The organism is Azospirillum sp. TSH64, from assembly GCF_003116035.1.
Classification (GTDB): domain Bacteria; phylum Pseudomonadota; class Alphaproteobacteria; order Azospirillales; family Azospirillaceae; genus Azospirillum.
The window spans coordinates 4,481,869-4,499,983 of the sequence record NZ_LGQW01000015.1 but is presented as its reverse complement, the minus strand read 5'-3'; the positions used below and the strand labels follow the sequence as shown (position 1 = coordinate 4,499,983).

Sequence of the window (18,115 nt, the reverse complement as noted above, 5' to 3'; positions counted from 1 at the left end):
AGCCGCCACTCAGTCCCGGACGCTGACGATCTGCTTCTTCTGGACCTGGACCAGATGGATCGCCTGGCTCGCCTGACCCTTGTCGGAGAAGCGCAGCTCGCCCATCACGGTCGGGACGGCCTGCGACTTCAGGGCCGCGGCGATCTTGTCGTAGGCGCGCGGGTCGCCACCGGCGGCATCGACGCCGAAGGCCAGGGTCTGCACCGCCTGGGCGCCGAGTGCGGCGATGAAGGACGGGTCGTTCTTGTACTCCTTGCGGTACTGGTCCAGCCACGGCTTCAGCGACGGGGCGGCGCCGTCCTCGGTGAAGGGCGAGGCGGAATAGACTTGCTCCAGCGAATTGCCGGACAGCTCGACCAGCTTCGGGTTCATGTTGCCGGCCGAGGCGATGACCTTGCCGCGATAGCCGGTCTGCTTGATCTGCCGGTAGATGGTGGCGCCCTGCGAGGTGTTGATCGCCGCGACATAGATCGCGTCGGCGTTCAGCGACTTCAGCTTGGTCAGCGCGGTGGTGAAGTCCGTATCGGTGCGGTTGTAGAACTCGTGCCCCTTCACCTCGATGCCGCAACCGGTCAGCAGCTTGGTGTAGTTGTCCAGCTCCAGACGGCCCCAATCGTCGTTGACGTTCATGAAGGCGATGGACTTGGGCTTGATGCGGTCGCAGATCGCCTTCGAATAGAATTCCGACATCATCGCCGAGGTGGCGTTGAGGCGGAACAGGTACTTGTGCCCCTCCTCCGTCACCTTCGGGTGCTGCGAGCTGGTCATCACGGTAATGATCTTGTCGCGAGTCACTTCCTTCATCGACAGGGCGACGGCGCTGAACCAGCCGCCGATGATCATGTCGACGTTGTCCTGCTCCATCGCCCGCTTGGCGGCGCTGACGCCATCCTCGGGGGAACCCTTGTCGTCGTAGGTCAGCAGCTCGATCTTGCGGCCGCCGGCAACGCCGCCCTTGGCGTTGATCACCGCGGCCATCGCCTGCGCGCCTTCCAGGCCGAGCTGGCCTTCGAAGGCGCCGGTGCCGCTCATCGGCCCGATGAGGGCGATGCGGACCGGGGGCTGCTGCGCCTGTGCGCCGAAGGCGGGAAGGGTCAGGGCCAGGGCCGCCGCGGCGGCAAGGAGAGTGCGCCTACCGAACATGGGGTTCCTCCGTGGATTGGTCGTCTTTTGCGTTGCCCTTGGCCCCGGCGGGCGGTGCCCGCCGGCAAAGGATCGTCAGGCGGTCTTCAGGTAGCGCTTCTGCAATTCCTCGATCTGCGGGAAGCCGATGAAGTCGATGAAGCTGTTGTGGTCGGTCACCGGGCGCGGCAGGTCGCGGGTGGAGCGGCGTTCGGCCAGCGCCGCCAGATTCTCCTTCAGCGCCGAGGCGACGGTCATCAGCGGCACCAGCGCGTAGGTCGCCATGCCGGCCACCTCCTCGACCTCGTCGGCCGACAGCTTTTCAAGCCAGCCCAGCAGCTGCAGCGACAGCGGCACGCCGACCGCCTCGCGCATGGCGCGCAGTCCGTCGATGTCCTTGAAGCACTTGCTGATCGGCTGGATCATGTCGGCGCCGGCGGCGACATAGGCGCGCCCGCGCTCCATGGCGGCGGCCGGATCGACCACGTCGGTGCGGGCGATGATCAGCATGTTGGGATCGCGCCGGGCCTCGACCGCCGCCTGGATCTTGGCGACGCCCTCGTCCATCGGGATCACCTCGACCCCGCCGACGCAGATCGGGCAGCGCTTGGGTGCCACCTGGTCCTCCATGATGACGGCGGACACGCCCGACGCCTCGAACTCGCGGATCGTGCGCATCACGTTGATGGCGTTGCCGTATCCGGTGTCGATGTCGGCGATGACCGGAACGTTGACCGCCGACACCACGTTGCGGACCACCGTCAGGTTTTCCGACATGGTGTAAAGCTCGGCGTCCGGCTGGCCGAGGAAGGAGGCCGAGACGCCGAAGCCCGAGGTCATCAGCGCGTCGAAGCCGGCCGCCTCGATGAAGCGGGCGGACAGGGCGTCATAGGCGCCAGCCGACCAGACGGTCTTCTGCGCCAGCACGCGGTTGCGGAATTCAGATCCCCGGGACATGCGCATGATCCTTTTGTTCGCGTTGCTGGGCCGCCTGCCGCTTCAGGAAGGGGACGAGGCCGCCGGCCTCGATCATCTCGGCATCCGCCTGCGGCAGCGGCTCGAAGGGAATTTCAGTGCCTTGGGTGTGGTTGCGGACCACGCCGGCCGCCCAGTCCACCTCGATCTCGTCCCAGCGCCGGACGAAGCCGAGGATCCCGGGGCAGCTCACCTGCGGGAAACCCATGCTGACCTCGCCGCGCCAGTAGCCGGGTGAGAAGGACTCTGCGATCACCCCGGTGACGCCGAGATGACGCATCGCCTTCATCGGCGGGTAGTGCGGATGGCCGTAGCCGAAATTGTCGGCGCCGACCAACAGGTCGCCCGGCCGCACCGACTTGGCGAAGTCCGGGTCGTAGGCCTGCATGGCGACCTGCGCCAGTTCGGCTACGTCGGTGATCTTGATGTTCTTGACGCCGACGATCTGGTCGACATCGAAATTCATCTCGTCGAAGATGAAGGCGACGCGGCCCCGCATAACAGGCATCGTCATGGCGGCCCTCACAGGTACGGGCGCGGATCGGCGATCCGGCCCTCGATGGCGGAGGCGGCGACCACTGCGGCGTTGCAAAGGTAAATCTCGGAGTCCGGGCTGCCCATGCGGCCGCGGACGTTCAGCGTGCCGGTCGACACCGCGCGCTGGCCCGCCGTCATCGTCGCGATGCGGCCGAAGCAATAGTCGCAGCTGGGGGAGGAGACGAAGGCCCCGGCTTCCACCAGGGTGGAAACCAGACCCTCGCGCGCCGCCGCCGCCATCAGCTCCTGGCTGGTCGGCACGATGTGCAGCGACACGCCGGTCTTGACCCGCCGGCCCTCCAGCACCTTGGCCGCCGCCCGCAGATCCTCCAGCCGGCCCGATGCGCAGGACCCCAGATAGCCGGCATTGATCTCCAGCCCGAGGAACTCGGTCAGGTCGCGGGTGTCCGCCGGGGTCGGCGGGACGACGACGATGGGTTCCAGATCCGACAGGTCGATGTCATGGACCGCCGAATACTGCGCGTCCGGGTCGCTCGACACCGGCTTCAGCTTTTTGCGGGCGCGCGGCAGGGCGTAGTCCAGCCGCACCGGGTCGGGATTGACGATGGCCGTCAGGGCGCCGGTGAACATGGCGAGCCCGGTGATGGTCTGAAGCCCCTCCGTCGACATCGCCGCCACCGACGGCCCGCCCAACTCCAGCACCTGGAAGCGACAGGAACTCGGCCCCAGACGGCGCACCAGATGGTGGAAGACGTCGCGCGCCATCACGCCGGGCCGCAAGCTGCCGCGCAGGTTCACCCGCACCGTATCGGGCACGCGGATCGACACGGTGTCGCTGACGAAGGCTTCCATCACGTTGCGGCGCAGCCCGATGGCGAGCGTGCCGAAGGTGCCGAGCTGGCTGACATGGCCGTCGAAATGGACGACGAAGGCGCCCGGCGTCGCATAGCCGACCTCGGCCGCGACCTGATGGCCGATGCCGTGGCGCTCGAACAGCGGCACATTGTTCTCCGCGCACCAGGTGCGCGTGTTGATGTGCAGCTCCTCCTCCTTGGCGGTGGCGGTCGGCACCATGTGGTCGATGAAGATGCCGAAGCGTTCCGGCTCGGCCACCCGCTCGATGCCGAAATCCTCCTTCATCGTCTTGAAATAGACGTCGGTGTAGCCGGGGAAGTCGTAGGCCAGCACGAAGTCCGGCTTCGCCTTGATGTCCTGCCCGGCACGGACGGCGGGAAGTCCCGCCGCGCGTGCCAGAATCTTCTCGGTGATGGTGTAGCCCATGGCGTGGATGTCTCCGCTCCCGGTCCTCAGCGGCCGAGGCCGAGGGAACCGGGATTCATCAGTCCCTGCGGATCGACGGCGCGCTTGACGCCCTCCAGCAGCGACCAGGTTTCGGGGGTCACGATCTCGCGGAACGGATAGTCGCGGGCGACCTGCCAGCTGACGCCGCCGAGGCTGCAGTACAGCTCCTGCGTCGCGCGGCGCAGCTCGGCCACCGCGTTGCGCGCCGCCGGGTTGGCCGGTCGGTCGCGCCAGGGCTTGACCACCTCGTCGCCCAGGCTGGCGGCATGCAGCGGCGTGATCTCATCGGTCCAGTAGAAGGCCGGCTCCAGGAAGAAGTCGTTGCCGACCGTCATGGTCATCACCGAATAGATGATGCCGTGCTGCTCCATGAAGCCGCGCTTTTCCGCGAAGAAGGCGTCGTTGGCGGCGACCACCCTGTCGGCGTCGCCCAGCGGGAAGATCGCGTGGATCGGGACCCAGCGCTGGCCCTCGCGCCCCAGCATGCCGCGCACCGGCCCGAAGGGCTTGGAGCGCATGACCTTGGGCACGCTGTTCTCGATCTCCTTGCCGTGGCGGGCACCGATCTCGCGCACCGTCTGCATCGCCTCGCGCAGCTGGGTCTCGCTGCGCCCCTCAACCACCAGATGGAGGGTGAAGTTGTGGTCCTTGAGGAAGGCGGTGCCGGCGGTGGCGACGCTCAGCGCCTCCTTGGCGCCCTGGAACAGCGACTTGCCGGCTTTCGCCACGTTGCCCAGCGTCTTCAGCCCGTCCGACAGCTTGTTGACGCTGGCCGAATGCTCGACCTTGGTGCGGTCGATGCCGAAGCCTTCCGAGACGCAGCGCGCCCGCGCCATCTCCACTTGTGCTGCGGCCATCGCCTGCATGGTGGCGAAGCCGAAGGACAGGAAATCGGTGTGCTCCGGCCGGCGGTGCAGCCGCAGCGTCGCCGCGACCTTGAAGCCCATGGCGCCGTTGTCGCCCAGGAACAGGCCGGTCAGGTCGGGGCCGCCGGAGCGGGTGAAGGGCTTGGTGCCGACGCGGCCGCCCGACCCGGTGGTGACGGTGCGCCCGTCGGCCAGCACCACGGTGACGCCCAGCACGCTCTCCGCCACGGTGCCGTGCAGGGCGGAGCCGAAGAAGGCGCTGTTCTGCGACAGGGCGCCGCCGATGGTGGCGTTGATGCCCGACAGCGGCCCCCAATAGCCGGTGCGCAGGCCGGTTCCCTCCAGCGCCTCGTTCAGCGCCGCCCAGGTGCAACCGGTCTCGACCGTCACATACAGGCTGTCGGTGTTCAGCTCGATGATGCGGTTCAGCCGGCGGCTGTCGATGACGACCGAATTTGGGCCTTCGGGCAGGTAGCCCTTGGTGTAGGACATGCCGCCGCCGCGCGGCACCACCGCCACGCCCGCCTCATGGGCGGCGCGGACGGTGGCGGCGACCGCGTCGCGGTCGCGCGGCAAGGCGATGGCGAGCGGCGCGATGCCCGGCTGCCAGAACACGTCGTTGGCGTAGAAAGTCCGGCTCTTCTCGTCATCCAGCAGGCCGTCGGGCCCAAGCGCCGTGCGCAGGGTGTCGATCAGCGTGGCCGGGCCGTCGAGGGCGGCGATGCTCATGGGGATGTCCCTTTCGGGTATGATCGGGCTGAATTGATCAGGCCGCGAGCGGCTCGAACCGGAAAGTCTCGGCCGTCCGGCGAACGAAGCCGGTGTGGGGAGCGCCGAAATGGGCGGGGAAGACCAGGGCGCCACGGTCGGCGGCATGGTCCAGCAGCCGGCGGCGGGTCGCCACCGCCTGGGCCTGATCCTCGCAGAAGCGGCTGTTCCAGTCGGGCCGCGCCACCTGCATCGGCTGGTGCAGGCAGTCGCCGGTGAAGTAGGCGGCGTGCCGGTCCGACTCCAGCCGGACGAACATCTGGCCGGCGGTGTGGCCGGGAGCCAGCTCCACCGACAGCCCGTCGAGGATGCGGTCGCCGTCGTCGATCAGTTCGACCTGTCCGGCTTCCCAGACCGGCAGGACGCTGTCCTCCATCACCGGGCCGTTGCCCGGCATGCCGATCAGCCCGCCCTCGGGGCTGCGCCAGTGCTTGAATTCCTCAGCACCGTAGATGTAGCGGGCGTTGGGGAAGGTCGGGACCCAGCGCCCGTCGACCAGCTGGGTGTTCCAGCCGACATGGTCGATGTGCAGATGGGTGTTGATGACCAACGTCACGTCCTCCGGCTGCACGCCCGCTGCTGCGAGGTTGCGCAGATAGGGCTTGTCCAGCATGTGGAAGCGCTCGAAGCCGGGCGTGTGGCGTTCCTTGTGGTTGCCGCAGCCGGTGTCGACCAGGATCACGTGGCGGTCGGTGCGGATCAGCCAGGAATGCATGCTCGACATCAGGCGCTTTGATGCCGGGTCGAGGAAGTTCGGTTCGGCCAGTTCGGGGTTCCGGGTCAGGATCGCATCGTCGTAGGCTGGAAACAGGAAGCCGGGATCGAAGCCCGGCGTCAGCATTTCCTCGATCCGCGTGACCGTGAACGCACCAAGGGCGATGGTGTGCATAGTCCTCCCCTCGTGCAGGATGCCGGCAGCCGGTCCGGGAAATCGGGGGACGGCGGCGTGCCGGAGCATGGGGCGCCCGCCATCCGCAAAGGCGGTGGGGCGCGCTTGTTCTGTTTGTTTGGCAAGGAAACCATTTGCGCTTGATCGTGTCAACAGGCAAAATTGGTGTCACTGTTTGACACGGACGGCGCATCACGTTAGGGACGGTGGAAAGGGGTTGCGGAACCCCGTGCCGGCCATCAATGCTAGCCGGCGCTGCTACCCCGGCGGGATGACGACGGTTTCTCCGTCTTCCGCCGGCTGTGTCGGACAGCAGCGTTTCCGCCTGGACTCGAGACGCGGGACATCCATAAGGGGCTTGAACGTATGGACACCGAACAGGACGACAACCAGGGCGCGGACAACCAGGGCGCAGAGCTGGGTACGGAAAAGAGCGGTCTCAGCGTCCGCGCGGTGTCGCGGGCCCTGGCCGTGCTGCGCAGCTTCTATCAGGAAGGCCCGACGCTGACCCTGACGGAGGTCGCCAGCGCCGCAAAGCTCGACAAGGGGACGGCGCGGCGCATCCTGCTGACGCTGGTACAGGACGGCTTCGCCGCCTTCGACCCGCAGAGCCAGAAATACAGCCTGGGGCTTGAGATCCTGAAGCTGGCCGGGGCGGTGCCGGAACGCCGAGACCTGCGCCAGATCGCCTCCACAATCCTGTCGCGGCTGGCGAAGACGACCGGCAGCACCGTGTTCCTGTCGGTCTATCACGACGGATCGGCCGTCTGCCTGGACCAGTTCCACAGCGACCGCTCGGTGGAGGTGCGCTGGTGGATCGTCGGCGGGCAGCTGCCGATGAATTGCGGGGCGGCGCCGCGCGTGCTGCTGGCCTATCTGCCGGACGCGGAGGTTGACCGTGTGCTGTCGCGCGGGACCACGCGCCTCACCCCCCACACCACCACCGACCCCCGCCAGCTGGCGAAGGAGTTGGAGGAGGTGCGGCAGCGCGGATGGTCGGTGGCGGTCGACGACGTGATCGAAGGGCTGGCCGCCATTGCCATGCCGCTGTTCGAGCCGGACGGCCGGCTGATCGCCGCCGTCAGCCTGACCGGCCTGACCCCCCACATCGTCCGCAACGGCCAGCCCAATTTCCTCGACGACATGCGCGATGCCGTACGGGAGATCTCGGCAAACCTCTATTCGCTGTCGGCCCCGCCGCTGCACCGTGCCGCCCGCGCCCAGTCCGCCATCGGCGGCTGAGATGGTTCCGCCATCGGCGGCTGAGGCGGGGCGGCCGTAGTATCGCCTTATGACACCGGGTGCGGATCCACCGTGCCCGGCTTTCCAGCGAGAAAGGCGGCGTAGCAGGCGATGGTTTCGCGCACCGCCTGGGCACCCTGACCGGGATACCAGACGGTGGCGGGGGTAGGCGTGACCTCCGTTCCGGCCGGGGCGAGCGTTTTCGCCTCCGCCAGACCTTCGACCAGCATGTCGGCCGGACCGGCGCAGATCAGGGCCGGACGGGTCAGGCGCACCAGGGCCGCCCGCGTGTCGTAGCGAAACGCGGCGCGGTAGGAGCGGTCGTAATGGCTGCCGCTCGCCAGCAGGCCCATGGTCCAGTCATGCAGCACCTCCGCGGCGGGGACGCCGATATCGCGGGCGGCGGCGCGCTCCTGCCGATACCACGGCCAGAACAGGAACATGTCGCGCCGCATGTTCCAGGCCTGGAGCAGATGCAGTCCCCAGCGGTCGGCGGCCAGCGCCGGGAAGTAATGGTCGAGGATGTCGGCGCTGAAGTCTGCCGGGATCAGCACCGGCGCCTCCAGCACGGCGCGGCCGATCCGCTCGGGATGACGAACCGTCAGGTCGAGAGCCACCAGCGCGCCGGTATGGGTCCCCCACAGGTCGAACCCGTCCAGCCCCAATGCGTCGGCCAGCGCCAGCATGTCGTCGGCCAGCACGCCGATGTCCACTGCACGCTCCGGCTTGCCGGACTCGCCGTTGCCGAGATAGTCGGGGGCGATGACCTCCCGTTCCGCCGCCAGCCCGTGCAGCAGCGGCAGCAGCGGGGCCGACGAACCCGGCGCCGACTGGAAGGCCAGCATCGGCCGGCCGCGCCCGGCGCGGCGCAGATGGACACGTCCATGGGGCGTGTCGGCATAATCGTGCCAGACCCGCAGCGGATCGGTGAAAGGCCGGGTGGCCGGCAACGTTGCGGCGGCTTTCCGGCTGGCGGCCATCGGTGCCAGACGGTTGGCGAGCGCCGCCAGCCCATCGACATGGTTCTCCCCGGCGGCAGAGCCGGTCTCCGCGCGCATGGCGTCCAGGCACAGCGACCACAGCGCCCCATACCGGTCCGGTGCGACGGCGGCGCTGCGCAGCATCGCATCCAGCTCAGGCGGAGCGGGCAAGGGAGTGCCGCTTTTGGCCGGATGGCTGGCGTCATGCGGTTCCAGGACATGGGCATCGCGCAGATGCGCCCACAGCACCGCCAGATGGGTGCCATCCGCGCGGGGAGACAGTGGGGCGGGGCGCAAGTCCCGCTCACTCCACCCCTCCGCCACGGCGGTGTCGACCAGCAACACGCCGTCCGGCTGCCACCCCGTTGCGGGCAGGGCGCGCGCCAGGGGGGCGGCAAGGTCGAAGGCCAGCAACGGACAGCCGGTCAGGCCGAGACGGCCGGCAGCATCGGCGATCAGGCGGGCCAATCCGGTGACGTCGTCCGCCCAGCTTGTGACCGATCCGCCGGTTCCCGGCAGGTCGAGCGCGGTGACGGTCCAGTCCGGCAGGGCCCCCGCCAGCCGGTCCGCACAGACGGAGGCCGCTTCGATCAGGCCGGGAAGAACCAACAGGTCCGGGCCGGACCCGCTGCGCCAGACGCGCATCTGGCTGTCGGCGAGGGTCACGTAATGGGGTGTCGACATCGGTTTCCTCCCGATTGGCCGGCGTCCAGCGCCTGCTCTTCGATGATGTGCGGGAAATGGGGGATTGCTGCGCAATGCGTCGGCTCCGCTCGCGCCGGGCCTTCTGTTCGCTGCACTGACGGTGTCGCTATTTGACACTCAGTTCACAGGATGACATAATTTCCGTAACACCGACAAGTGCGGTGCCGACGGGGCTGCAAAGCATCGTGCCCTCGGCACCGCCTGAATCCAGAAAATCCAATCGAATCGTCAGGGAGGAACGGCATGGCCTGGCCGGACGGGATGGGCGTTTCCAAACGGCGCGAGCTGCTTTTCGGCACGCGCCTCGTACCGTGCTACGGTGAGCGTCCTACCACCATCGATGCCATGTTCCGCGCCGCTGTCCTGCGCCGGCCGGACGGCGAGGCGCTGGTGGATGGGGAGCGGCGTTACAGCTATGGGCAGCTGGACGGGCTGGTGACGCGCGCCGCCACGTCCCTGCTTGCGCAAGGCGCCAATCCAGGCGACCGCATGGCATTGGTCCTGTCCAACCGCGCGGAGTTCCTCATCGCCCTGCTGGCGGCGGCCCGCGCCGGCATCGTCGCGGTGCCGGTCAGCGCGCGGGAACAGCGGCCGGGCATCGCCGGCATCCTGAACGACTGCGGCGCCTCCATCCTGATCCATGACTCGGGCCTCGCCGACCGGATGCCCGACGCCGTGGAGGTGCCGTCGCTCGTCTCGCGCTTCTCCGCCGGCGGAGCGGTGGAAGGCTGCCGGCCCTTCGAGGTCCTGCTGGAAGCCGACGCCGACCTTCCACGGTCCGCGGAACCGCAGCGGGAGGAGGACACCGCCGTCATCCTCTACACCTCCGGCACCACCGGAAAGCCGAAGGGCGCGTTGCTGTCCCATGTGAACATCATCCACTCCGCCATGCATTTCGAGGAATGCTGGGACTATCGCGAGGGCGAGCGGGCGGTGCTGGCGGTTCCGGCCTCCCACGTCACCGGTCTGGTCGCCGTCGTCATGGCGATGATCCGGGTCGCCGGCTGCACCGTGATGATGCCCGCCTTCGACGTCGCCGGGTTCCTGGAACTGGCGAGCCGGGAGCGCATGACCACCACCGTGCTGGTGCCGGCCATGTACAATCTCTGCCTGCTGCGCGCCGATTTCAGCCGCTACGACCTGTCGTCCTGGCGGATCGGCGGCTTCGGCGGCGCCCCGATGCCGGAAGCGACGGTGGAGGCGATGGCGGAGCGGCTGCCCGACCTGCATCTGCTGAACGCCTACGGTTCGACGGAATGCGCCACCATCATCAGCGTCGTCCCTATCGGCCATACCCGCGCCTGCCTGGATTCGGTCGGCCTGTGCGTGCCCTGCGGCGACCTGCGCATCGTCGACGATCAGGGCCGCGAATGCCCGCCGGGGGTGAGCGGGGAGGTGTGGATCCGCGGCCCCATGACCATCCGCGGCTATTGGAACCGCGAGGACGCCACCCGCGACAGCTTCGTCGACGGCTATTGGCGGTCCGGCGACATCGGCACGCTGGACGGGCGCGGCTATCTGCGGCTCCATGACCGCAAGAACGATGTCATCAACCGCGGCGGCCACAAGATCTACAGCGTGGAGGTCGAAAACCTGCTGGTCCGCCATCCGGACGTGGTGGAGGCGGCGGTGGTCGCCCATCCCGATCCGGTGCTGGGCGAGAAGATCCACGTCTTCGTCATTTCAAAGTCGGGCAGCCTGACCGAAGAGGACGTGCGCGACTTCTGCCGCGCCAGCCTCGCCGAGTATAAGGTCCCCGACTACGTCACGCTGCTGGGCGATGCGCTGCCGCGCAACGCCAACGGCAAGGTGACCAAGCGGGTGCTGCGCGATCAGGTGTCCACGACCTAAGAGCGCCTCAGCCCCACCGCCGCCTCGACGAAGGCGATCAACTGCTCGGCATAGAGGTCGGGCGTGATGCCGCGGCGGCGGTGCTTGGGGCGCTTCACGTACCAGTCCTGCAGCATCGGTTTGATCAGCGCCGCCGTCATTGTCACGTCGGGCATGGCGAACAGGCCGCGGGCGACGCCGTCGGCCAGCGCGTCGGCGATCATGCTCTCCGTCAGCATCTCGCTGGTTACGGCAAGGTCTCGGCCCTCCTTGGGAAAGGATTTCGCCTCCATATAGGCGAAGACGAACCAGGGATACATGGTCTCGGTCAGGAACAGGTGGGTGCTGAGCAGCCAGCGCAGCCGGGCGGCCGGGTCGTTCGCCAGCCCGTCGGGCGGGTGGCCCAGCACCTCCTCCACCACGCTGACGACCTGGCCCAGAATCATCATCAGCAGCGTGTCCTTGCTGTCGAAATAGGCGTAGAGCGCCCCCATGCTGAGCCCCGACTGCTCGGTCAGATCGCGCAGGCTGGTGGAGTGGAAGCCCTTGCGGTTCGCCAGCATCAGCGTGGTTTCGACGATGCGCGCCAGATTGCCGATGGCGACCGCCGGCTTCTTCACCCGGATGGTCGCGGCGTGCCGCTCCAGGATGCGGGCGCACAGCGCCTCCATCGACAGATCGTGCCGTGCCTGGAAGTCGCGCAAGCTGTTCATACCGGCTGTCCTATCGTTTGCGATGCTGATCGTTCTTGCACATCGTCGGCGCCAAGGATATAAAGCGAGCGCTCGCTCGATTTTTCAAGAGTGCTGTTAGGGGCCATGCCCCGCCGCCTCGCCAAACGATCCCGACCATGGGAGGAAGCATGAGCGTCACCATCGATCTGACCGGCAGGACGGCACTGGTCACCGGAGCCTCCAGCGGCCTGGGCCGCCACTTCGCCGGTGTGCTGGCGAAGGCGGGCGCCCGCGTGGCGCTGGCCGCGCGGCGGACCGAGGCGCTGGCCGAAACGCGGTCCGCCATCGAGGCTGCCGGCGGCAGCGCCGTCGTCGTCGCCATGGACGTCACCGACCCCGCTTCCGTCACCGCCGCGGTGGGGGAGGCATGGGGCGCGCTTGGCCGCATCGACATCCTCGTCAACAATGCCGGCGTCACCGCCACCCGCCCCTTCCTCGACATGGGCGAGGAGGAGTGGGACCGGGTGATCGACACCAACCTGACGGGCTGCGCCCGCGTGGCGCGCGCGGTGGCGCAGCGCATGCGCGACGATAAGCAGGGCGGGGCCATCGTCAACATCGCCTCCATCCTCGGCATGCGGGTGGCGGGGCAGGTCTCGTCCTACATCGCCGCCAAGGGGGGGCTTGTGCATCTGACCAAGGCGATGGCGCTGGAGCTGGCACGCCACAACATCCGCGTCAATGCGCTCTGCCCCGGCTATGTCGAGACCGAGTTGAACGCCGATTTCTTCGCCAGCGATGCCGGCAAGGCGCTGGTCAAGCGCATCCCGCAGCGCCGGCTCGGCCGGCTGTCCGATCTCGACGGGCCGCTGCTTCTGCTGGCGTCGGATGCCGGCGCCTACATGACCGGATCGGTGCTGGCCGTCGATGGCGGCCATCTCGTCTCTTCTCTCTGAACGAACGGAGCGGTTCCATGGACTTCACCCTTCCCGCGGAGCTGGAAGACTATCGCCGCCGGGTCCGCGCCTTCGTCGAGGAGGACATCCTCCCGGTCGAGGCCGACCGCGCCAATTGGGACGAGCACGAGAACATCGCCGAAGCGCCGCTTGAGGCGCTGCGCGCCAAGGTGAAGGCGGCCGGGCTGTGGACCCTGCAACTGCCGAAGGAGGTCGGTGGCCATGGCCTGCCGATGGTCGGCGTCGCCGCCTGCTACGAGGAGATGAACCGCTCCATCTTCGGTCCGGTCTGCTTCAACGCCGCCGCCCCCGACGACGGCAACATGCGGCTGCTGAGCATGGTCGGCACCCCGGCGCAGAAGGAGCGCTGGCTCGCCCCCCTCGTCGAGGGGCGGGTGCGCAGCGCCTTCGCCATGACCGAACCGCATCCGGGCGGCGGCTCCGACCCGTCGATGATGAAGACCAGAGCGGAGCGCAAGGGCGACCGCTGGGTGGTGACGGGGCGCAAATGGTTCATCACCGGGGCCGACGCGGCGCAGCACTTCATCTTGATGGCGCGCACCTCGGACGATCCGCGCAAGGGGCTGACCGCCTTCCTGTTCGACAAGGACCAGCCCGGCTGGCGCATCGAGCGCCGCATCCCGATCATGGGGCCGGAGGAGCATGGCGGCCATTGCGAGCTGATCTTCGACGGGCTGGAAATCCCGGACGAGAATGTGGTGATGAAGGTCGGCGACGGGCTGAAGGTGACGCAGATCCGGCTCGGCCCGGCGCGGCTGACCCACTGCATGCGCTGGACCGGCCTCGCCAAGCGCTGCCTGGAGATCGCCGGCGCCTATGTGAAGGAGCGTGAAAGCTTCGGGATTCCGCTGGCCGAGCATGAAGGCGTGCAGTGGATGCTGGGCGAAACGGCGATGCAGATCGAGATCGGCCGGCTGCTGACCATGAAGGCGGCGCATGCGCTGGACAGCGGCAGCTTCGCCCGCAAGGAGGTATCGATGGCCAAGGTCCAGGTTGCCGACACGCTGTTCAAGGCGGCCGACACGGCGATCCAGCTCTGCGGTGCGCGCGGCTATTCCAAGGACACGGTGCTGGAATGGATCTACCGCTACGCCCGGCAGGCCAAGCTGGTCGATGGCGCGTCGGAGGTCCATAAGATGGTGCTGAGCCGCAGCTACCTCGCCGAGGGCGACGATTTCTGGGGCTGGCGGTGAGCGGCGGCGGGAAGGCCGCTCTCGATCCGGATCGGAAGGCCGCTCTCGAAAGCTGGCTGACCGGACAGGCCGGGGCGCGGTCGGTCACCGTGATCGACGAGGGACGGCTCAGCGGCGGCGCCATCTCGCTCAACCTCGCGGTGACGCTGGAGATCGACGGCGGGCCACTGTCCGGCAGTCACCCTTGTGTGCTGCGCACCGGATCGGCGTCCGGCGTGTCGGCCAGCCTGGGCAAGGCGGAGGAGGCCGCCGTCCTGCGCGCCGTCTTCGCCGCTGGCGCCACGGTGCCGGAGCCGCTGTTCATTGGCGCCGATCCCGCCATGCTGGGGGCGCCCTTCTACATCATGCGGCGGGCGACGGGTGTCGCCGCCGGCTTCCGCATCGTCAAGAGCGAGGAGCCGCGGCGCGAGCTGGCCCGTGAACTGGGCCGGCAGCTCGGCCTGATCCACCGGGTGCGGCCCGGTGTGGCAGGGCTGGAATTCCTGGCGCGGCCGGAACCGACGGCGGCCTTGCAGGCGGTGGGAGATTTCCGCCGCTGGGCCGGGCGCTACGCCGCCAGCGATCCGGTGCTGGCCTATGGCCTGCGCTGGCTGGAGCGGAATGCACCGCCGCCCGGCGACCTCGTGCTGTGCCATCGCGACTACCGGACCGGCAATTACATGGTCGATGGTGACCGACTGACGGCGATCATCGATTGGGAGTTTGCCGGTTGGTCGGATCCGATGGAGGATCTGGGCTGGTTCTGCGCCGCCTGCTGGCGGTTCGGCCGCAACGACCGCGAGGCCGGCGGCATCGCCGACCGCGCCGACCTCTATGCCGGCTATGAGGAAACCGCCGGACGACGGGTGGACCCGGCCGCCGTCGCCTATTGGGAGGCCGCAGCCTGCATGCGCTGGGCGGTCATCGCCATCCAGCAGGCCGACCGCCACATCTCCGGCACCGAGCCGTCGCTGGAACTGGCGCTGACCGGCCGGATGCTGCCGGAGATCGAAATGGATTTGCTGCGCCACCTCGATGCCGTCGAGGCCGCGCCATGATCGGAGATGGGGCATGATCAATGACGATCCCGGCGCCCGCGATCTGGTCGCCATCGCACTGCGCAGCTTCCGCGAGGCGATCCTGCCGGTGGTGCCGGCCGACCAGCGCTTCACCGCACTGATGATCGCCAACGCGCTGGGGACGGCCGAGCGGGAATTGGCCGCCGGCACCGGTGCCGAGCCTGCCCTGGCCGCCGCCGTCGGCGACCTGCTGGGCGAAACCGGCGACCTGCCGGTCCTGCTGCCGCGGCTCTGCGCCGCCATCGATTCCGGGCGCTTCGACGCACCGGACCGGCAGTCGGCCTTGCGGGCCGTCCTGAAGGACATCACGCTGGCAAGGCTGGCGGTGAGCAATCCCAAGCGGCTGTCCGTGGAACAGCGGGAACCCGGCCGATGAGTCTGTTTCCGCCCCTGGAAGGAACGGTCGCCCGCCGCCGCCTCTACCTGCTGCGCCATGGTCACGTCGCCTATTACGATGCCGACGGCAAACCGTTGAATCCGAAGCTTGCTGCGCTGACCGACCGTGGGCGGGAGGAGGCGCGGACGGCGGGTGCCCTGCTGGCCGCTGTGCCGCTGGACCGCGTGCTGTGTTCCGGCCTCGCCCGCACGCGGCAGACGGCGGAACTGGTGGCCGCTCCGCATGGGCTGCCGGTGGAGGACGACTCCGACTTTCTGGAGATCCGCGCCGGCCGGCTGTCGGAGGTGCCGAAGGAGCGACGCGAGGCTGCCTATGTCTATGGCTTCGACGCGGCGGCGGAGGATGGGCGCTTCGCCGGCGGCGACGGCTTCGCCGCCGTGCGCGACCGGGTGGTGTCCGCCGTCGAGGCACTGGTGCGGCAACCGGACTGGACCCATCTGGCGCTGGTCGCCCATGACGGGGTGAACCGCATGCTGCTGTCCTGGGCCTGCGGCGCCGGCCTGTCCTCCCTGTCGGCCTTCGAACAGGATTACGGCTGCATCAACATCATCGACATCGATGTGACGGCCGACCGGGTGGTCCGACGCCTGATCCGCGCGGTCAACCTGACGCCCGGCAATCCCGCGAAGATCGGCCTGCACCGCAGCAGCCTGGAGGAGGCCTTCGGTCCGTTGCTGGCTCTGGATTGATGGCCCAAACCCTTATTTATCTGGTTTCATACCGTCGATCTGACGCCGCCAGACCGGGTCCGATAGCCGCTCGATCAGGAAATCGGCCAGCACGCCGACCTTGGCCGGCCGTGCGCGGGCCGACGGCGTGACGAAGTAGAGGCCCCCCTTCGGCAGCGACCAGTCGGTCAGGATGGCGGTCAATTTTCCGTCGACCAAATGCTCCGCCGCCATGAATTCCGGCAGTTCGGCGATGGCCAGTCCTTCCAGCAGCATCGGCACCAGCGCGTCGGAGTTGGTGACACGCAGCAGGCCGGACGGGGTGATGCTCTCCTCCTCGCCGGCGCTGTTAGTGAAGTGCCAGATGTCCTGCCGCCGGCGATAGGCATAGCCCAGGCAATGGCGGCCATCCAGCTCCCGGGGATGCCGTGGTTCGCCATGGCGGGCGAGGTAGCTGGGGGCGGCGAGCACCAACTGCGACACCCCGCACAGCCGCCGTGCCACCAGCGAGCTGTCCGGCAGCACCGCGACGCGCAGGGCCGCATCGAAGCCGTCCCCGACCAGATCGACGACCGCGTCGCTCAGGTGCAGGTCGATGGAAATCTCCGGATAGAGGCGGAAGAAGTCCGGCAGCAGCGGCGCCACCCAGCGCAGCCCGAAGGACATCGGCACCGCGAAGCGGATCAGGCCGCGCGGACGGCTGGACATTTCGCGTACTGCGTTCTCCGCCGCTTCCGCCTCGTCATAGAGGCGCGTCGCCCGCTCCGCCAGGGAATGGCCGAAATCGGTCAGGGCCAGCCGGCGGGAGGTGCGGTTGAACAACCGCGCGCCCAGCCGCTCCTCCAGCCGGCTGACCGCGCGCGACACGGTGGCGACCGAAACCCCCATGGCGCGGGCCGCACCGGCGAAGGAGCGCTCCTCCACCACCTTGGCGAACATCGCCAGCCCTTCGAAATCCGGCAGCTTCGACATCGCCAATCCTGCAACAATGGTTTTCAGTCATTTCTATTTCGGTAAGATCGTGCCGTCGATAGCTTTGTCTCCAGCGAACGACCCAATTCCAAGGAGACTTCAGATGTCACGCAAGCTTGACGGCAAGATCGCCCTCGTCACCGGCGCCAACAGCGGCATCGGCCTTGCGGCGGCCAAGCGCTTCGCCGCCGAAGGCGCCACCGTCTACCTCACCGGCCGCCGCCAGACGGAACTGGAGGCCGCGGTCGCTGCGATCGTTGCGGCCGGCGGCAAGGCGACCGGGGTGCAGGCGGACTCCTCCAACCTCGCCGATCTCGACCGGCTCTATGCCCAAATCCAGAGCGAGGCCGGCCGGCTCGACGTGCTCTATGCCAATGCCGGCGGCGGCGGGATGCTGCCGCTGGGCGACATCACCGAGGAGCAGTATGAGGACACCTTCAACCGCAATGTGAAGGGCGTGCTGTTCACCGTGCAGAAGGCGCTGCCGCTGCTCGGCAAGGGCTCGTCGGTGATCCTCGCCGGCTCGACCGCCGGCAGCATGGGCACGGCGGCCTTCAGCGTCTACAGCGCCAGCAAGGCGGCGGTGCGCAATTTCGCCCGCAGCTGGATCCTGGACCTGAAAGATCGCGGCATCCGCATCAACACGCTCAGCCCCGGCCCGGTCCGCACGCCGGGTCTGGTCGAACTGGCCGGTCCGGACGCGGTGCAGCAGCAGGGGCTGGTCGATTATCTGGCCGCCCAGGTGCCGCTTGGCCGTGTCGGCGACCCGGACGAGATCGCCAAGGTCGCCGTCTTCCTGGCCTCCGACGACAGCAGCTTCGTCAACGGCATCGAACTGTTCGCCGACGGCGGCATGGCGCAGGTGTGATCGCCCAGATGTGATCGTGCTCTGAGAACTTGTCGCGTCCGCTCCGTTGCCGGCCACCGTGCGCCGGCTGCGGAGCGGGCCAGCCGGTCGAATCCCTTCTCCTGGCATGGGTAAGGTGTCATCCTTGGGAT

17 protein-coding genes are annotated in these 18,115 nt (G+C 68.3%); 8 read left to right on the top strand and 9 right to left on the bottom strand.

The window, feature by feature from the left end; genetic code table 11:
- Positions 1–9: 9 nt before the first annotated feature.
- The 6 genes from TSH64_RS21765 to TSH64_RS21740 form a co-directional block, all read right to left on the bottom strand.
- On the bottom strand, positions 10–1,143 hold the full coding sequence (locus TSH64_RS21765; protein ID WP_109448187.1) for an ABC transporter substrate-binding protein: 1,134 nt from the start codon (positions 1,141–1,143) through the stop codon (positions 10–12).
- 75 nt (positions 1,144–1,218) lie between these two features.
- Complete coding sequence (locus TSH64_RS21760) at positions 1,219–2,079, bottom strand: isocitrate lyase/PEP mutase family protein (protein ID WP_236783811.1); 861 nt, start codon at positions 2,077–2,079, stop codon at positions 1,219–1,221.
- Positions 2,063–2,611: a 3-isopropylmalate dehydratase gene (locus tag TSH64_RS21755; RefSeq protein ID WP_247873080.1), complete on the bottom strand. Its 549-nt coding sequence runs from the start codon at positions 2,609–2,611 to the stop codon at positions 2,063–2,065. The genes TSH64_RS21760 and TSH64_RS21755 overlap by 17 nt, the downstream gene beginning before the upstream one ends.
- Positions 2,612–2,619: 8 nt before the next feature.
- On the bottom strand, positions 2,620–3,876 hold the full coding sequence (locus TSH64_RS21750) for an aconitase family protein (RefSeq protein ID WP_109448185.1): 1,257 nt from the start codon (positions 3,874–3,876) through the stop codon (positions 2,620–2,622).
- A gap of 26 nt (positions 3,877–3,902) precedes the next feature.
- Complete coding sequence (locus TSH64_RS21745; RefSeq protein WP_109448183.1) at positions 3,903–5,492, bottom strand: FAD-binding oxidoreductase; 1,590 nt, start codon at positions 5,490–5,492, stop codon at positions 3,903–3,905.
- Between the two features lie 37 nt (positions 5,493–5,529).
- A complete protein-coding gene (locus tag TSH64_RS21740) occupies positions 5,530–6,420 on the bottom strand; it encodes an MBL fold metallo-hydrolase (protein WP_109448181.1) in 891 nt (296 codons plus the stop codon).
- Positions 6,421–6,786: 366 nt separating this feature from the next.
- On the opposite strand from TSH64_RS21740, the gene TSH64_RS21735 reads away from it, so the two are divergent.
- Entirely contained in the window at positions 6,787–7,662 is an 876-nt protein-coding gene (locus tag TSH64_RS21735) for an IclR family transcriptional regulator (protein ID WP_109448179.1), read from the top strand.
- A gap of 47 nt (positions 7,663–7,709) precedes the next feature.
- On the opposite strand, the gene TSH64_RS21730 is transcribed toward TSH64_RS21735, so the two are convergent.
- Complete coding sequence (locus tag TSH64_RS21730; RefSeq protein ID WP_109448177.1) at positions 7,710–9,326, bottom strand: alpha/beta hydrolase; 1,617 nt, start codon at positions 9,324–9,326, stop codon at positions 7,710–7,712.
- Between the two features lie 264 nt (positions 9,327–9,590).
- Here TSH64_RS21730 and TSH64_RS21725 point away from each other — a divergent pair, with 264 nt between their 5' ends.
- On the top strand, positions 9,591–11,198 hold the full coding sequence (locus TSH64_RS21725) for a class I adenylate-forming enzyme family protein (protein WP_109448175.1): 1,608 nt from the start codon (positions 9,591–9,593) through the stop codon (positions 11,196–11,198).
- Here the strand turns inward: TSH64_RS21725 and TSH64_RS21720 are convergent.
- The gene (locus TSH64_RS21720; RefSeq protein ID WP_109448173.1) at positions 11,195–11,890 is read right to left on the bottom strand and encodes a TetR/AcrR family transcriptional regulator; all 696 of its coding nucleotides are present in this window, start codon (positions 11,888–11,890) and stop codon (positions 11,195–11,197) included. The genes TSH64_RS21725 and TSH64_RS21720 overlap by 4 nt on opposite strands.
- Positions 11,891–12,039: 149 nt before the next feature.
- Between TSH64_RS21720 and TSH64_RS21715 the strand changes: the two genes are divergently transcribed.
- Genes TSH64_RS21715 through TSH64_RS21695 form a run of 5 tightly spaced genes read left to right on the top strand, consistent with a single transcriptional unit; the run spans position 12,040 to position 16,165 of the window.
- Positions 12,040–12,807, top strand: a complete 768-nt coding sequence (locus TSH64_RS21715) for a glucose 1-dehydrogenase (RefSeq protein ID WP_109448171.1) — start codon at positions 12,040–12,042, stop codon at positions 12,805–12,807.
- A 17-nt stretch (positions 12,808–12,824) separates the two neighbouring features.
- The gene (locus TSH64_RS21710; RefSeq protein ID WP_109448170.1) at positions 12,825–14,021 is read left to right on the top strand and encodes an acyl-CoA dehydrogenase family protein; all 1,197 of its coding nucleotides are present in this window, start codon (positions 12,825–12,827) and stop codon (positions 14,019–14,021) included.
- Positions 14,018–15,058, top strand: coding sequence for a phosphotransferase family protein (locus tag TSH64_RS21705; protein ID WP_109448168.1), 1,041 nt, complete (start codon positions 14,018–14,020; stop codon positions 15,056–15,058). Before TSH64_RS21710 ends, TSH64_RS21705 begins: the two co-directional genes overlap by 4 nt.
- Before the next feature lie 13 nt (positions 15,059–15,071).
- On the top strand, positions 15,072–15,455 hold the full coding sequence (locus TSH64_RS21700) for a DUF6285 domain-containing protein (RefSeq protein ID WP_109448166.1): 384 nt from the start codon (positions 15,072–15,074) through the stop codon (positions 15,453–15,455).
- Positions 15,452–16,165, top strand: coding sequence for a histidine phosphatase family protein (locus TSH64_RS21695; protein WP_109448164.1), 714 nt, complete (start codon positions 15,452–15,454; stop codon positions 16,163–16,165). The genes TSH64_RS21700 and TSH64_RS21695 overlap by 4 nt, the downstream gene beginning before the upstream one ends.
- 12 nt (positions 16,166–16,177) lie before the next feature.
- Here TSH64_RS21695 and TSH64_RS21690 read toward each other — a convergent pair whose 3' ends face one another.
- Complete coding sequence (locus TSH64_RS21690) at positions 16,178–17,116, bottom strand: LysR family transcriptional regulator (RefSeq protein WP_109448162.1); 939 nt, start codon at positions 17,114–17,116, stop codon at positions 16,178–16,180.
- A 103-nt stretch (positions 17,117–17,219) separates the two neighbouring features.
- Between TSH64_RS21690 and TSH64_RS21685 the strand changes: the two genes are divergently transcribed.
- Complete coding sequence (locus TSH64_RS21685; RefSeq protein ID WP_109448160.1) at positions 17,220–17,984, top strand: SDR family oxidoreductase; 765 nt, start codon at positions 17,220–17,222, stop codon at positions 17,982–17,984.
- Positions 17,985–18,115 lie beyond the last annotated feature (131 nt).

Coding starts and splice junctions, on each gene's coding strand:
- TSH64_RS21765 (WP_109448187.1), bottom strand. CDS start 1,143: ATGTTCGGTAGGCGCACTCTCCTTGCCGCCGCGGCGGCCCTGGCCCTG.
- TSH64_RS21760 (WP_236783811.1), bottom strand. CDS start 2,079: ATGTCCCGGGGATCTGAATTCCGCAACCGCGTGCTGGCGCAGAAGACC.
- TSH64_RS21755 (WP_247873080.1), bottom strand. CDS start 2,611: ATGACGATGCCTGTTATGCGGGGCCGCGTCGCCTTCATCTTCGACGAG.
- TSH64_RS21750 (WP_109448185.1), bottom strand. CDS start 3,876: ATGGGCTACACCATCACCGAGAAGATTCTGGCACGCGCGGCGGGACTT.
- TSH64_RS21745 (WP_109448183.1), bottom strand. CDS start 5,492: ATGAGCATCGCCGCCCTCGACGGCCCGGCCACGCTGATCGACACCCTG.
- TSH64_RS21740 (WP_109448181.1), bottom strand. CDS start 6,420: ATGCACACCATCGCCCTTGGTGCGTTCACGGTCACGCGGATCGAGGAA.
- TSH64_RS21735 (WP_109448179.1), top strand. CDS start 6,787: ATGGACACCGAACAGGACGACAACCAGGGCGCGGACAACCAGGGCGCA.
- TSH64_RS21730 (WP_109448177.1), bottom strand. CDS start 9,326: ATGTCGACACCCCATTACGTGACCCTCGCCGACAGCCAGATGCGCGTC.
- TSH64_RS21725 (WP_109448175.1), top strand. CDS start 9,591: ATGGCCTGGCCGGACGGGATGGGCGTTTCCAAACGGCGCGAGCTGCTT.
- TSH64_RS21720 (WP_109448173.1), bottom strand. CDS start 11,890: ATGAACAGCTTGCGCGACTTCCAGGCACGGCACGATCTGTCGATGGAG.
- TSH64_RS21715 (WP_109448171.1), top strand. CDS start 12,040: ATGAGCGTCACCATCGATCTGACCGGCAGGACGGCACTGGTCACCGGA.
- TSH64_RS21710 (WP_109448170.1), top strand. CDS start 12,825: ATGGACTTCACCCTTCCCGCGGAGCTGGAAGACTATCGCCGCCGGGTC.
- TSH64_RS21700 (WP_109448166.1), top strand. CDS start 15,072: ATGATCAATGACGATCCCGGCGCCCGCGATCTGGTCGCCATCGCACTG.
- TSH64_RS21695 (WP_109448164.1), top strand. CDS start 15,452: ATGAGTCTGTTTCCGCCCCTGGAAGGAACGGTCGCCCGCCGCCGCCTC.
- TSH64_RS21690 (WP_109448162.1), bottom strand. CDS start 17,116: ATGTCGAAGCTGCCGGATTTCGAAGGGCTGGCGATGTTCGCCAAGGTG.
- TSH64_RS21685 (WP_109448160.1), top strand. CDS start 17,220: ATGTCACGCAAGCTTGACGGCAAGATCGCCCTCGTCACCGGCGCCAAC.